Raw genomic sequence first — 15388 nt, 5'->3', positions numbered from 1 at the left:
GCCGCTCCTTGCAAGGAGCGGCGCGTGCCTGAACGCGGATCAGGCCAGCTTTTTGTGACGCACACGGTGCGGTTGGGCAGCCGCTTCGCCCAGACGCTTCTTGCGATCGGCTTCATACTCGGTGTAGTTGCCTTCGAAGAAGATCGCTTGCGAATCGTCTTCGTACGCCAGGATGTGCGTGGCTACACGGTCAAGGAACCACCGATCGTGAGAGATCACAATGGCAGCGCCCGGGAAGTCCAGCAGCGCTTCCTCCAGTGAACGCAGGGTCTCCACGTCGAGGTCGTTGGACGGTTCGTCGAGCAGCAGCACATTGCCGCCCTCTTTCAGGGTCAGCGCCAGGTGCAGACGACCACGCTCACCACCGGACAGGTCCTTGACGAACTTCTGCTGATCGCCGCCCTTGAAATTGAAGCGACCGACGTAGGTACGCGACGGAATCTCATAGTTACCGATACGGATCACATCGGAACCGTCGGACACTGCCTGGAACACCGATTTGCTGCCGTCCAGGTCATCACGGCTCTGATCCACGCAGGCCAGCTGCACGGTTTCACCGACTTCGATGCTGCCCGAATCCGGCTGCTCCTTGCCCATCAGCATGCGGAACAATGTCGACTTACCGGCACCGTTACCGCCGATCACGCCAACGATGGCGCCTTTGGGCATGGAGAACGACAGGTTGTCGATCAGCACGCGGTCGCCATAGCCCTTGGTGACGTTCTTGAACTCGATAACCTTGTCGCCCAGACGCGGACCGGCCGGGATATAGATCTCGTTGGTCTCGCTGCGCTTCTGGAATTCCTGCGACTGCATCTCTTCGAAGCGTTGCAGACGCGCCTTGGATTTGGACTGACGCGCCTTGGCACCCTTGCGGACCCATTCCAGCTCGTCTTTCATGGCTTTTTCGTGAGCGGTCTGCTGCTTGGATTCCTGCGCCAGGCGGTCCGACTTGGCTTCAAGCCAGCCGGAATAGTTGCCCTCGTAAGGAATACCCGCGCCGCGGTCGAGTTCCAGAATCCAGCCAGCCACGTTGTCCAGGAAGTAACGGTCGTGCGTGATCGCAACCACAGTCCCCGGGAAGTCGTGGAGGAAATGCTCCAGCCAGGCGACCGAGTCGGCATCCAGGTGGTTGGTCGGTTCGTCGAGAAGCAACATGTCCGGTGCGGAGAGCAGCAGGCGGCACAGCGCGACGCGGCGCTTTTCGCCACCGGAAAGGACCGAAACCTTCGCATCCCAGGCCGGCAGGCGCAGCGCGTCGGCGGCGACTTCCAGCTGACGCTCCAGGTTATGGCCATCGCTGGCCTGCAGGATCGATTCGAGCTTGGCCTGCTCGGCCGCCAGCTTGTCGAAATCAGCGTCCGGCTCGGCGTATTCGGCGTAGACCTGATCGAGACGCGCCTGGGCGTCCTTGATCACGCTGACCGCCTCTTCGACGACCTCACGGACCGTCTTGTTCGGATCAAGTTGTGGCTCCTGCGGCAGATAACCCACATTGAGCTCCGGCATCGGACGCGCTTCGCCATCAAACTCGGTGTCGACACCCGCCATGATTTTCAACAGCGTGGATTTACCCGAACCGTTGAGGCCCAGCACGCCGATCTTGGCACCGGGAAAGAAAGACAGAGAGATGTTTTTCAGGATTTCACGCTTCGGCGGCACAACTTTGCTCAGCCGATGCATGGTGTAGACGTATTGAGCCATGAAATGAAAACCTAGCGTCTGTAATGAGGACCGATTTGGGTAACGAGCTTAAAGCTCCGGCCGGAAAAAAGCTTTTATTTGTCCTTGAGACTTGCCGCGAGACCGTTCCGAGCCTTGAATAAACTCAGTTGGAAATATATCGGGGCAGTGCTGGCAAATATAAAGCCTGATCGATATTGCAAAAAGTGGAGTCACTCATGCAGGAGTCGGTGGATACCACACGTTGCGCAAAGCTACCCGAATGCTGCGTGCAGGGCAAACGATACGGCCCAATGGCACTGGCACTTTGCCACAACTAAAGGCATGCTAGCCGCCCTCTTTGGGCGACCGCCTATTTTATCTAAAGCACCACTGCTTCAGTCCAGCAGTCAGGAACAGCGATTTGCCCACTTCAACGCCTCTGTCGTCATCAAGTGTTGCTACAGACAGTGCGACCAGGCCTCTGCGTGGGTCAGTGAAAGGCATGCTGGCGGGCCTGGTTCTGGTGGTGCTTGCCCTGTTGCTCTGGCAGCTGATCGAGCAATTTCATCAGACTCAGGAGCGCCAGCGTCAGCGCAGTCTGGAGTACAGCGTCCAGTTGTCAGACCGGATGAGTCTGAACATGGCGCTCAAGGCGCAGATCGCCATGAACCTGCTGGACGAGGCGCTATCCTCGGGGGAGCGGCTGGAGCAGCCGACGACGCTGGTGAACCTGCGCACTGCCCTGCCCGCACTGCGCAGCGTCGCTCGCCTGAATCGGGAGAGTGAAATTGTCAGTGACAGTGCCGAGGCCTCGCGCGACGGTGAGTTTCTCGAACAAGCCATGAAGCAGGCGCGCGGTCGCCCCTACTTCTATACCGGCTCCGAAGACGGCAACCAGATTTATATACTGATTCGCCTGGGCAACGGCGTGAGCGGCGACTACTGGGCAGTGCGCGTGGCACCCGACGCCTTGAAAGAACTTGCCAGCCAGCCGGCGCAGAACTTTCAGCACCTGTGGCGTCTTGAACAGCGCAAGACGCAGCGGGTCATTCTCCATGAACAGGTGCCGGCCAACGAAGCGGACAGTGGTCTGTCCGATACCATTCTGCTGCAGCCGCTGAGCAACAGTGACTGGCAACTGCGGGGGCTGTTCGACACCTACAAGGCCCGCAGCGAACTGCTTGCGCCACTGATCGGCAAGTGCCTGATCGGCCTGCTGCTGTCGATCCTGCCGCTGATCGCGCTGATCAGCCTGCGCCGACGCCAGCGTCAGATGCTGCAGAGCAGGCGCCGCTACCGGGATATCTTCGAAGGCGCGGGCGTCGCGATCTGTGTCATGGACATGTCCGGCCTTCAGGAGCAACTGGAAGCACTTGAGGTCAGGACCAGCGAGGACTTCGAGCGTCTGCTCAAAAGCCAGCCAGCCTCGCTCAAACGCCTGCTGCAGCAATTGCGCATCAGCGAACTCAACGAAGTTGCCTTGAGCCTGCTGGACATCGAGCACCGCGAACAGGCATGGCAACCATTGATCGAGGGCGAATCACGCTCGCGTCCGGGCGTCGGCATTCCGATCATTCAGGCGGTTCTCGCCGGGCAGCCACGACTGGAACTGGAAATCTGCCTGACCCGCGCAAGCGGTGAGGATCAGCACCTGTGGCTGGTCATGCGCCTGCCCGAGACACGCAGCGACTTCGATGCGGTGATTCTCAGCATTGGCGACATCACCAGCCGTAAACAGGTCGAGCTGTCATTGCTGGACCGCGAGAGCTTCTGGTCCGACGTGGTACGCACCGTACCGGACCATTTGTACGTTCAGGACGTACTCAGCCAGCGGGTGATCTACAGCAACCACCACTTCGGCTACACGCTGGGTTACAGCAAGTCAGAACTGCACGCCATGGGCGAGTTCTTCTGGGAAGTCCTGCTGCACCCTGAGGACGCCCGAAACTATCAGGACATGCGCCTGCGCCAGCGTCACCACGGGCACAATGAATTACTGCAACGCGTGCTGCGCTTCCGGGACCGCGAGAGCAACTGGCGGTCTTTCGACATTCGCGAGCAGGCGCTGGCCTGGGACGCAGAAGACCGGGTCACCCGTATCATCGGCATTGCCAAGGACATTACCGAGCAGGTCGCGTCCAGCCAGTCACTGCGTGACAGCGAACAGCGTTACCGCATGCTCGCCGAAAGCATCAGTGATGTGATTTTCTCCACCGACGGCCGGCTGGCAGTCAACTACGTCAGCCCTTCGGTAGAACGTGCGCTGGGCTACAGCGCCGAGTGGATCCTGCAGAACGGCTGGTCCGCCGCTATTGCCAACCCCCAGCAAATAGTCGGTTTTGATGCGCTCATGGACCGCATCGACAAGGTCCTCGACAAACCTCAGGAACTCGCCAGGCTGCGCGAAGAAGTCACCATCCGAATGTTCCTGTTCGACTGCCTGCGTGCCGACGGTCGCAAGATCCCGGTGGAACTGCGCGTGGTTCTGGTGTGGGGCGAACACGGCAATTTCGAGGGAATCTTCGGCGTGGGCCGGGACATCAGTCAGCAGCGTCGGGCCGAGAAAGACCTGCGCATGGCTGCCACCGTATTCGAGCATTCGACATCCGCCATTCTGATTACCGACCCCGCTGGCTATATTGTGCAGGCCAACGAGGCCTTTACCCGCGTCAGTGGCTATGAAGTGGCTCAGGTGCTCGATCAACTGCCGGGCATGCTCACCGTGGAGTCCGAACAGGAAACCCGGCTGCGCCACATCCTCAGGCAGTTGAACGGACAAGGCACGTGGGAAGGTGAAATCCGGCTCAAGCGCCGTAATGGCGAACACTACCCGGCCTGGGTCGGCATTACCGCAGTCCTCGACGATGAAGGCGACCTGGCCAGCTACGTGTGCTTCTTCAGCGATATCAGCGAGCGCAGGGCCAGCGAGGATCGTATCCACCGTCTGGCCTACTACGACGCGCTGACTCATCTGCCCAACCGCACCCTGTTTCAGGATCGACTGCATTCGGCGCTGCAGCACGCCGAGCGCCAGCAGGCCTGGGTGGTGCTGATGTTCCTCGACCTCGACCGCTTCAAACCGATCAACGACTCCCTGGGCCATGCCGCGGGCGACCGGATGCTGCAGGAAATGGCCACGCGCCTGCTCGCCTGCGTATCGGTGGATGACACCGTGGCCCGCATGGGCGGGGATGAATTCACCCTGCTGCTGGAACCGGATGAAACCCGCGAAGCCGCGCTGAATCGCGCGATTCACGTTGCCGAACGCATTCTGACCAGCCTGATAACGCCTTTCGTACTCGAAGGCCGCGAGTTCTTTGTGACCGCCAGTATCGGCATCGCCCTCAGCCCGCAGGACGGCAAGGAACTGAGTCAGTTGATGAAGAATGCCGACACAGCGATGTATCACGCCAAAGAGCGCGGCAAGAACAATTTCCAGTTCTATCAGGCAGACATGAACGCCACCGCTCTGGAGCGTCTGGAGCTGGAAAGCGACTTGCGCCACGCTCTGGAGCAGAAGGAGTTCACCCTCTTCTACCAACCGCAGTTCAGCGGCGACGGCAAACGCCTGACGGGCGCAGAAGCCCTGCTGCGCTGGCGCCATCCACGTCGCGGGCTAGTACCGCCCAACGACTTCATCCCGGTGCTCGAAGAGCTCGGGCTGGTCGTGGAAGTCGGCGATTGGGTTCTGGCCGAAGCTTGCCGCCAACTCAAACACTGGCATCAGGCCAGGGTTCGCGTGCCCAAGGTGTCGGTCAACATCTCGGCACGGCAGTTCTCGGACGGCCAGCTCGGCAAGCGAATCGCCCTCATACTCGAACAGACCGGCCTGTCACCCGCCTGCCTGGAGCTGGAACTGACCGAAAGCATCCTGATGCGCGAGGTCAACGAGGCCATGCAGATCCTCGATGGCCTCAAAAACCTTGGCCTGAGCATCGCAGTCGATGACTTCGGCACCGGCTACTCGTCGCTGAACTACCTCAAACAGTTCCCGATTGACGTGCTGAAGATCGACCGCACCTTCGTCGATGGCCTCCCATCCGGCGAGCAGGACGCCCAGATCGCCCGCGCCATCATCGCCATGGCTCACAGCCTGAACCTCTCGGTGATCGCCGAAGGCGTGGAGACCCATGAACAACTGGAGTTTCTTCGCGAACACGACTGCGACGAAGTCCAGGGCTACCTGTTCGGCCGCCCGATGCCCCCTGCGCAGTTCGAAGCGCAATTCAGCAATGATGCGTTGTTCATGCTGGATTGAATGCGGGCCTCGCGCCCCGGCCATCGTACATTTGAACGATAGCCGAACCCTTGAATATGAGTAGACTTGAGCCACTGCCTCGCACAGCGTCGATGACAGCGAGCGCTCTACCCATAATAAAGAACACAAGGGGGTAGCATGATCAGCGATACAACATCCCTGGACAGTGTTTCCTGTCAGGTCGTTGAAGCCTTGAACAAGGTGATTCTCGCGCTTCAGACCGAGGTCAGCAGCGCGTCGATCTCTACGTTTCATCAACAGGCGCTTGAGCGGGCGTGCGCGCTGGTGCCGTTCGACAAGGCCTGGTGGGGAAGATCCACCTGGCGTGACAACTGGCCCGTCGAGCACAGTTCCTTTTTGCTCGGCCTGCCCACCGGCTATCCCGCCGAGTGGGAGCAACTCAAGACCTCGGATGCCAGCGTCGGCAGAATGCATCAGACCCAAGGCGTCTGTCAGGTCATTCACTGTACGGCAGCGGATGCACCTCCCGCGCTGGCCGAACTCGGACGCCAGTACGACCTTTGTTTCGCTCTGGGCATTGTCCTGACCGACCCGCACACCCAGCAGGGCGTGCATTTGACGCTGTTTCGCTCGGCTGACCATACGTCCTTTTCGCCTTTGGACAAACGCCTGATCGAGTGGCTGATGCCGCATCTGATCGCCGCCGAACAGGCCAGTTATCTGCGCACGCTCACGACCCTGCGGGAAACTCAGGGCGCCTACGATGAGACCGCCATGGCGGTGAGCGATCGTTACGGTGTGCTGCTTTCCATGGAGCCTGCGTTCTCGTCGATGCTGGGCTCGGAATGGCCCGACAGACCGTCCAATCGTCTGCCCAGACAATGCAACCCTCAAGAGGGCTATTCGAGTCAGAACCTGCACATCACGTCGCAGCCGGTGGGCGACCTCGTTCTATTGACGGCGCGTCGACGCAGCAGTCTGGAACTGTTGAGCACGCGCGAACTTCAGGTCGCCCGAGGCTTTGCGGTCGGACAGACTTACAAGGAAGTCGCGCGCAACATCGGTATGTCGCCCTGCACCGTCCGGCACCACTTGAGAAAGATCTACAACAAGCTCGGTGTCACCCGTAAAGCGCAGATCGCTCAGTTACTGCATTTGACTGACGGCTGACGCCAACGCGTTCCAGCCCATTTCCGGTTTTTCCAATAACTGCCACCCCGCAAGGGAGGGCTGTGCTCGCCCATAAAAATAACAAGGCGCTTACCGATGTCATTAAAAAACCACTTCCTTAGCGCTTCAGGGCTCGCCATGGCGATCCTGTGGTTATCGTCCACAGCCTGCGCCACCGAAAATGCTGCACCTACGACAGCCGCCGGCGTTTTCGACTTTGGCGCAGGCTTCATGCCGCCCACCACCCCCAATGGCACCGTCGGCATGCGCATCAGCAACTACCGGGCGAACGTCATCAAGGACAGCCACGGCAATGACAGCCCCAACGATTTCCAGATCAACGTCCTGGCAATCGGCCTCGCTTATTTGCGAATGACCGAGCAGGAGTTTTTGGGGGCGCGCTATGGTTTCGCGGTGGTGCCGATCTTCTTCAAGATGGATGCAGACCTGGGCGTGAACGCCGGGGGGCAACGGGTCTTCAGCGACAGTGCATCGCTGTTTCGTCAGGCGGACCTGCAAGTGGTGCCGATCATCCTGGACTGGAAGCTCGGACCGGGGCTGGGCATCAATGCCCAACTGATGTTTCAGGCGCCCACCGGGGACTATGACAAAAACCGTCTGGTCAGCCCTGGCACCAACCACTGGACGGTTTCTCCGCTGTTGAACGCGACCTACATTTCACCCGGTGGCTTCGAGGTTTCCTCGAGTTTCCAGATCGATATAAACGCGCGTAACCCCGACACCGATTACCGCAGTGGCGTTGAGTACCGACATGAGTTTGCAGTGGGCCAGCATGTGGGCGACTGGACCGTCGGCATTGGCGGCTACTACTACCGACAGCTGTCGGACGACGACGCGCCGGGACTGACCCGCGGCAATCGCGCCCGAGTACTCGCCGCAGGCCCTGCAGTGAGTTACTTCAAACCCGGCGCCGGTCTGCCGCCCATCTGGTTGCACGCCTACAAGGAGTTCGACGCCCACAACCGTGCCGAGGGCTACACCGTAGCGCTGCGTACCGGCATCAGCTTTTAAGTGGCGTGCGCAACGCGACGACACGCTTTCAATCCTGGAGACGATCGATGAAAGACCTGCACGAATTATTCAATACGCTGGACGGCCGAGGCCTGGCAACACTGGTACGCAATGGCGAGGTGACCCCCGGCGAGCTGCTGGAAACCGCTATTGAGCGGGTAGAACAGGTCGAGCCCGGCCTGAACGCCGTCAGCGAAAGGCTTTACGATCAGGCGCGCAGCCAGGCGAGCGGGAGCAGCGTCAGACAGGGCGTCATGGCAGGCGTACCAACGCTGGTGAAAGACATGTTCACCCCGATGACCGGGGCTCGCATGACCAGTGGCTCGCATGCGCTGGGCGAGTTTCGCTCAGACATCGACTGCGAAATCGTCAGCCGGCTGCGTCAGGCAGGCTGCCAACTGATCGGAACGACCACCGCGCCTGAATTCGGCGTGTCCTACAGCACCGAATCGCAACGCTTCGGCGCGACCCGCAATCCCTGGAATCCGCAATACAGCGCGGGCGGTTCCAGCGGGGGTGCAGCAGCGCTGGTTGCGGCGCGCGCCATCCCTTTCGCCCATGGCAACGATGGCGGCGGCTCGCTTCGCGTACCGGCCTCCTGCTGCGGCGTATTCGGCTTCAAGCCATCGCGTGGTCTGCTGCCGTCCGGCCCGATGATTGGCGAGGGCTGGGCAGGCCTGAGCACGGCCCATGCGATCACCCTGTCGGTAGGCGACAGCGCCGCCCTGCTCGACGCCACTGCAGGGAGTGACCTGGGGGCTCCCTATGCGGCGCCCATGCCGGCGACGCCGTTTGCACACGCCGCAGGACGCGATCCCAGGCGCCTGAAAATCGCTCTGATCTCGGCAATATCACCCTGGCCCGCCGAACCGGAAGCCCTGGCTGCACTGCAGCACACGGCGGCCTTGCTAGAGGCGCTAGGGCATTACGTGGTACCGGCGACGCTGCCGGTCCAGTTGCCTGAATTCCTCGACGCGACGTTCGACATCATCGGTTCACACACCCAGGGCTACCTCGATCTGTTGGGCAAAATGCGCGGTTTCCCGGTCTCTATGGACGAGCTGGAGCCGCGCACCCGCGTCATTCTGCGCGAACGCGGGCAACTGTCGGCGACACGCTACATTTCCGCGGTCGAATCGATGCATGCACTGGGCCGGGCGATGGCCGGCTTCTTCGAAGAGTACGACGTTGTCCTCACCCCGACGCTCAACCGCGCGCCGCCCCGCCTGGGAGACTTGGCCTTCGACGACGACAGTCGGTCCCTGCAGGACTTCATCGCGCTTTCACACAGCTACTCGCCCTACACGGCGATCTTCAACGCGACTGGCCAGCCAGCCATGTCCGTGCCCCTCTACTGGACAGCCGATTCGCTGCCACTGGGCTCGCACTTCGCCGCGCGGTTTGGCGACGAACTGACCTTGCTGAGCCTCGCCGGCCAACTGGAGCGCGCCCAGCCGTGGGCCGCACGCAGGCCGCCGTTAAACGCTTGCGCGGGTTGATGCGAAGGGATTATTGGCGGTGATGGTGGTAAGCCAGGCAAGACCACCGCCTGCGTTGCTGGCGGCGGTCTACCGGCTACAGGCTTATGGCTCGCCAGCCGCTTGCTGTGCAGACGCCGGAAGCGACCCGGTCAGGTACCGGAAGCGGTCGTAGAGACCCGCCACTACCTGCCCGCCTGCGATCCTGCCCGGAATTGCCGTTTGCAGGGTGCCGACCGCGCTCCCCAGAGGCGAGGCGCTGACGTAATTTCCGGCCCAGGACGCTGCCGCCCTGCCAGCCTGATGCGCCGCCTTGCCTTTGTCAGTCAGGTAGCTCAACCCCTTGCCAGCTGCTGCGCCAGCCACTTCTCCAACCATACCGGGAAGCGTGAGGTTGGCTGCGGTCAGGACCGCAGCACCGGAGGCGTAGCCTTTGATCCCCTTGTCGAGAAAATTCCAGACTTTGTTGACGCCCAGAAACCCCGTCATCACCAGATTCAGGCCGACGATCTCCTTGAAGACCTGAACCGCCTTTTGCATGTCGACTTCAGGGTTCATGGCCAGTTTGAGCATCTCCGATACGCACCAGACGCCGTCCGCCGCGTAATCGGCTTTGCCGACCATGCTTTTCATCAACATCACCAGCGCCGCACCGATACTCGCAGTCAAGGCCACCAGCCCCAGCTTGGTGTAGAAGTCAGGGTCCGCCTTGCGCTCCCCCTCGGCCAGCTGCAGCCCTGCGCGCAGGGCATCGGCGCCTTCGAACCTGGCCTGGAATTCGCTGCTTTGGGTGCCCAGGTACGTCAGGCTCGAGTTCATGATGTCGGTGATGCTTTTGTCTTGCTTGTACAATTCGGTCGCCACTTTCATCTGCTGGGCAAAATGCTCGCTGACCTCGAAATGCCTGACCACGGCAAGATGGTCTTCCTCCGGGATGCTGGCGTTCCCGGTGTCTGGCCTGGAAAGCTTGCTCTTGGCGAGCTTGAAGGCGGCGACGATCGATTCGCGGTTGAATACGCCCAGCGTGGCTGCGCCCGATGCTACGGCCGTTGCGATACCGAAGCCGACCTGCTCCAGCAGGTGTTCGTTTCTGGCAAAGGTGGGCTGCGCCACGATGGCGTTGGCCAGCACGGTAACGAAGTAGCGGTTCAGACCGTGATCGACATTGGTCCGTGCGTTGGTCAGCTCGTTCATCATCAGGCCAGCCATGAACACTGCGTTCTTGGTGAAGTGGGCAACCAGCGATGAGCTGTAGGAGTTGTCCTTGCTGACGAATGCCACGGCCAGTGGCAAGGGTGCCAGCGCGAGCAGCATCGCCGGACTTGCAAGGACGCGACTCTTGAGCGAGGCGCCGTTCTTGAGCGTGCCCAGTTCGGCATTCATGCTTTGGTTAAGGCTGAGCAACTCGTCTTTCACATCAGAGGGTAGCCCCGAGCGGCTCAACACTGCAGGCAACTTTTCGTTGTGAGCGCGCCAGGCGTCGAGTTGGCCCTGACCGTTGGCCTGAACGATTGCGCCCAACATGTCACGCTCGGCTTCGCTCAGCGCCGACGATGGCTTTTCCAGTAGCGTCTTCACAACATCGGACGTCGTGGTAGCAGCACTTGGCAAATGACCAAGACGTGCCAGTTGCTCCTCGCTCAACACCAGCGAACCGCTGGCCAGCGCCAACCGCAGTTTTTCATCGAACCCCATGCCGCACCGGGCCTCGATGTCTCCTTCAGGGGCGAAGGGCAATGGGGTATTGCTGACGATATCGCGTTGTTCCTGTGTGAGATGCAGCACATGCTTGTTCAGGAAGGCATGCATCTGATCGGGCGACAGGTGTGGCGCCGGGGTGCGCATCAAGGCCAGCAACCCCTTGTCGTCCATCGGCGCGAGCGCCCCGTAGGCATCAAACTTGCGCACCAGATTACCGCCGGCCTTGAGCAACGCCTGGCTTCTCGTCAGCCGGGGCTCGGCAGGCTCGTGGCCGGGTGCAGGTGCTTCACCTGGCTCGATGGAGATTTCTTCCGGCCTCGGCAAAAGATCGTGTTCGCGCAATAGCTGCAGCAGCGCCCCCGCCACTTCCGCCAGCTCGCGCAATTCATTGCAGGCTGGCGCGTCCTGGCAATTTTCGGTCAATGCCTGCAATGCGCCGGGCAACGTCTCCAGGTGATTGAGCGTGTCGGCATGTGAGCGCAGCAGACAGACGATCGCTTCGGGTTGACGCTGGAGGCTGTCATTCAAATCCGCCGTACGCTGCTTGGCCGTGCACACGAAATGGCTGAAGAGCGTGTAAGACGAAACAACGGGTGGCTCTGCGCCCAGCGTCTCGGGATCCAGATGAGTCAACGCCAGCAGATCCGGAACCGCCCGGGCTAACGCAGGCGACTTTGCAGTCAAACGAGCGACCGATTGGTGCAGGCGCGCGGTCCTGAGCCCCTCGCAGGCCAGTGACAGCGAGTCGTGAGATGCGTGAGAAGCAGGCATGTCCGCCAGCCGGCCAATACAGCGCTCAAGCAGGTCTTTCAGCGCCGGCGCCTGATCCTCGCTGGCGAGTTGGTGCCAACCCTGCTCGGTCGTGGCGACCTCGGCCAGGCTGTGGCAGAGCTGGGCAACTGTGGGCCAGGACGGCTGCTGTTTATCCAGCTCACGCTGGAGAGCAGACAACAGACGCACAGAGTCCTGCGCTGGCGCGGCCGAGGTGCGACCAAATGCCACAGCCAGCTTGCCGGAGGCAAAAAACGCTACGGTACGAGCCTGCTGCGGAGCTTGCTCACTAACGCCGGCTGCATCGCCGGACGCAGGAGCAACCTCCGGCAATGAGGAATGAGAGGAGCGCGTGATCTGAGAGGGCATCATGGCGTTTTTACCTACTGTCGGTGGGTACGGGCAACAGACCGACTGAGTGTCGTCCGGACCGGAACGGTTCCGGCAGTTGAAGGTAAATAGATGCGTGATCGCTGAAATTTCGAGTGAATGTGCCCGGTTCACGCTGCAGTTCACTCAATCGACCTCGACAATCTCATGTGGCCGGGCCCCACACAGAACAAGCCTTGCGCCTGCAGCACGGCCATGATTTTGGCCCTGGTCGAAACCCGCGTGAACGCCCTCACTGTTCAAGATGACTGCCTTTCATATGCCAGATAAAACCCGATGGGGTAGAATAGTCGCCTTTTCCGCCATGCCCCCTTGAGGACTGCCATGTTCAGCCGTGATTTGACTATCGCCAAGTACGACGCCGATCTGTTTGCCGCCATGGAGCAAGAAGCTCTGCGTCAGGAAGAACACATCGAGCTGATTGCCTCGGAAAACTACACCAGTCCGGCCGTCATGGAAGCTCAAGGCTCGGCCCTGACCAACAAGTACGCAGAAGGCTATCCAGGCAAGCGCTACTACGGTGGTTGCGAGTACGTCGACATTATCGAGCAACTGGCCATCGACCGCGCCAAGGAACTGTTCGGCGCTGACTACGCCAACGTTCAGCCACATGCGGGTTCGCAAGCCAACTCGGCGGTCTACCTGGCCCTGCTGCAAGGCGGCGACACCATTCTGGGCATGAGCCTTGCTCACGGTGGTCACCTGACCCACGGCGCCAGCGTTTCGTCCTCGGGCAAACTGTACAACGCCGTTCAGTACGGCATCGATGCCGACGGCATGATCGATTACGACGAAGTCGAGCGCCTGGCTGTCGAGCACAAGCCAAAAATGATCGTCGCCGGTTTTTCTGCCTACTCGCAGATCCTCGACTTCCCGCGCTTCCGTGCAATCGCTGACAAGGTCGGTGCCTACCTGTTCGTCGACATGGCTCACGTAGCCGGTCTGGTCGCCGCAGGCGTCTACCCGAACCCGGTGCCATTCGCCGATGTCGTGACCACCACCACGCACAAGACCCTGCGCGGTCCACGTGGCGGCCTGATCCTGGCGCGCGCCAACGCCGAGATCGAGAAGAAGCTGAACTCTGCAGTATTCCCTGGCTCCCAGGGCGGTCCGCTGGAGCACGTCATCGCAGCCAAGGCCGTGTGCTTCAAGGAAGCGCTGCAGCCTGAGTTCAAGACCTACCAGCAGCAAGTGGTGAAGAACGCCAAGGCAATGGCCGGTGTGTTCATCGAGCGTGGCTTCGACGTCGTGTCCGGCGGTACCGAGAACCACCTGTTCCTGCTGTCGCTGATCAAACAGGACATCTCCGGTAAAGACGCCGACGCCGCTCTGGGTCGCGCCTTCATCACCGTCAACAAGAACTCCGTACCAAACGACCCACGCTCCCCGTTCGTCACCTCCGGCCTGCGCTTCGGCACCCCGGCAGTGACCACTCGCGGCTTCAAGGAAGCAGAGTGCAAGGAGCTGGCCGGCTGGATCTGCGACATCCTGGCTGACCTGAACAACGAAGCCGTGATCGACGCGGTTCGCGAGAAGGTCAAGGCCATCTGCGCGAAGCTGCCGGTTTACGGTGCTTGATAAGCCTGGCTTAAACGCAGTACCAAAAGCCCCGACTCGTGAGAGCCGGGGCTTTTTGTTGGGCGGTTCACTGTACGGGCAGAAGCTCAGCCGCTGTTCGACCTCTCAACCGCATACCTTCTCGAACCCCGCCCGAATCTTCTCCTCCGGCAACTCATCGGCAATGAACACAATCACGCTCTCGCGTTTTTCGCCTTCGGCCCACTCGGTGTCCCAGTCGAAGCCATACAGTTTGAGCACGCCCTGAAACACCATCTTGCGTGGTTCGTCTTCGATGTTGAGCACGCCCTTGTAACGCAGCAATTGTTTGCCGTGGTCTTCCAGCAGTTCGTTCATGAACTCGCTGAGGCGGTCCAGGTTCAGCGGTTTTTCGCTGCGCAGGACCAGGCTGCTGATCCGGTCAGCGGAATTGCCGGCCGGGGCCAGCGGGCGCAGGATCATGCCGCCGCCGAGGTCAGCATTGAGGTTGAAGCCGCGTACGTCGAGCAGTTCGGCGAGGTCGATCCTGCCGTGCTCGACAATACGGATTGGCGCACGGCGGTTGATGCGGGTCAGGCGTGCACTGAGGGCCTCGAAGGCTGCGTCGTCAACCAGATCACGCTTGCTGACCAGCAACCGGTCGGCAAAACCGATCTGCGCCTGGGCGATGGTTTGCGCCAGGTGGGTATCGGCGTGCGCGGCGTCGACCAGGGTAATGATGCCGTCGAGGATGTAACGCTCGCGCAGCTCTTCATCGATGAAAAAGGTCTGCGCGACCGGCGCGGGATCGGCCAGACCGGTGCATTCGATCACCAGTCGGTCGAAAGCGATCTCGCCGCTGTCCAGACGCTCCAGCAACAGGTAGAGCGCCTTGGTCAGGTCAGTGTGGATGGTGCAGCACACGCAACCGTTGGACAGGGTCATGATCTGCACAGGGTCGGTGCCGAGCAACTGGCTGTCGATGCCTGCATCGCTGAATTCGTTTTCAATCACGGCGATTTTCAGGCCGTGTTCGGCCTTGAGCAGGTGGCGCAGCAAGGTGGTCTTGCCGGCGCCCAGAAAACCGGTCAGCACGGTCACGGGGATGGGTTGCAACTCAGTCATAAGGCTCCTGGCGTGAGGCATTCAGCTGAAATGAAAACGCGCCACAGGTGATGGCCTGCGGCGCGTCGGATCAAACCATAACGCAGATCAGCGGATCAACAGCACTTCGGACCGGCCTTGCCGCCGTAACGGGCCTCTTGCCGCTCCCGAAAGAACTGCTCGTAGGTCATCACCGGCTTGTCCGGGTGAGTGTTCTGCATGTGCTCGACATAGGTGTCGTAGTCCGGCATGCCCACCATCAGGCGCGCGGCCTGACCAAGGTATTTGCCGAGGCGACTCAGGTCATTGAACATGGGCAAAT

At 60.8% G+C, this 15388-nt stretch carries 9 protein-coding genes; 5 read left to right on the top strand and 4 right to left on the bottom strand.

Annotated elements, in window-relative coordinates:
• Window positions 1-39: 39 nt before the first annotated feature.
• On the bottom strand, window positions 40-1704 hold the full coding sequence (ettA, locus tag JOE34_RS10510) for an energy-dependent translational throttle protein EttA (protein ID WP_003399986.1): 1665 nt from the start codon (window positions 1702-1704) through the stop codon (window positions 40-42).
• 463 nt (window positions 1705-2167) lie between these two features.
• Between ettA and JOE34_RS10505 the strand changes: the two genes are divergently transcribed.
• The 4 genes from JOE34_RS10505 to JOE34_RS10490 all read left to right on the top strand — a co-directional run bounded on the left by JOE34_RS10505 (window position 2168) and on the right by JOE34_RS10490 (window position 9585).
• Entirely contained in the window at window positions 2168-5923 is a 3756-nt protein-coding gene (locus JOE34_RS10505) for an EAL domain-containing protein (RefSeq protein WP_245227007.1), read from the top strand.
• 138 nt (window positions 5924-6061) lie between these two features.
• Window positions 6062-7054, top strand: a complete 993-nt coding sequence (locus tag JOE34_RS10500) for a helix-turn-helix transcriptional regulator (RefSeq protein ID WP_096116295.1) — start codon at window positions 6062-6064, stop codon at window positions 7052-7054.
• 96 nt (window positions 7055-7150) lie between these two features.
• A complete protein-coding gene (locus JOE34_RS10495; RefSeq protein WP_170855837.1) occupies window positions 7151-8086 on the top strand; it encodes a transporter in 936 nt (311 codons plus the stop codon).
• A 47-nt stretch (window positions 8087-8133) separates the two neighbouring features.
• Window positions 8134-9585, top strand: a complete 1452-nt coding sequence (locus JOE34_RS10490; RefSeq protein ID WP_209995712.1) for an amidase — start codon at window positions 8134-8136, stop codon at window positions 9583-9585.
• 84 nt (window positions 9586-9669) lie between these two features.
• Here JOE34_RS10490 and JOE34_RS10485 read toward each other — a convergent pair whose 3' ends face one another.
• Window positions 9670-12408 (bottom strand): HopW family type III effector protein, encoded by a 2739-nt coding sequence (locus JOE34_RS10485; protein WP_209995710.1) that lies wholly within the window; start codon window positions 12406-12408, stop codon window positions 9670-9672.
• Between the two features lie 342 nt (window positions 12409-12750).
• Here JOE34_RS10485 and glyA point away from each other — a divergent pair, with 342 nt between their 5' ends.
• Window positions 12751-14004, top strand: a complete 1254-nt coding sequence (glyA, locus tag JOE34_RS10480) for a serine hydroxymethyltransferase (protein WP_024664010.1) — start codon at window positions 12751-12753, stop codon at window positions 14002-14004.
• A gap of 105 nt (window positions 14005-14109) precedes the next feature.
• On the opposite strand, the gene yjiA is transcribed toward glyA, so the two are convergent.
• Both yjiA and JOE34_RS10470 read right to left on the bottom strand, forming a co-directional pair.
• The gene (yjiA, locus tag JOE34_RS10475) at window positions 14110-15087 is read right to left on the bottom strand and encodes a GTPase (protein ID WP_010418440.1); all 978 of its coding nucleotides are present in this window, start codon (window positions 15085-15087) and stop codon (window positions 14110-14112) included.
• Window positions 15088-15182: 95 nt separating this feature from the next.
• Entirely contained in the window at window positions 15183-15380 is a 198-nt protein-coding gene (locus JOE34_RS10470; protein ID WP_003313802.1) for a YbdD/YjiX family protein, read from the bottom strand.
• Window positions 15381-15388: the final 8 nt, after the last annotated feature.

The sequence above is a fragment of the Pseudomonas sp. PvP028 genome (assembly GCF_017832255.1).
GTDB lineage: Bacteria > Pseudomonadota > Gammaproteobacteria > Pseudomonadales > Pseudomonadaceae > Aquipseudomonas > Aquipseudomonas syringae.
Note: the sequence above shows the minus strand (reverse complement) of the source record. Positions and strands in the feature narration are given on the sequence as shown.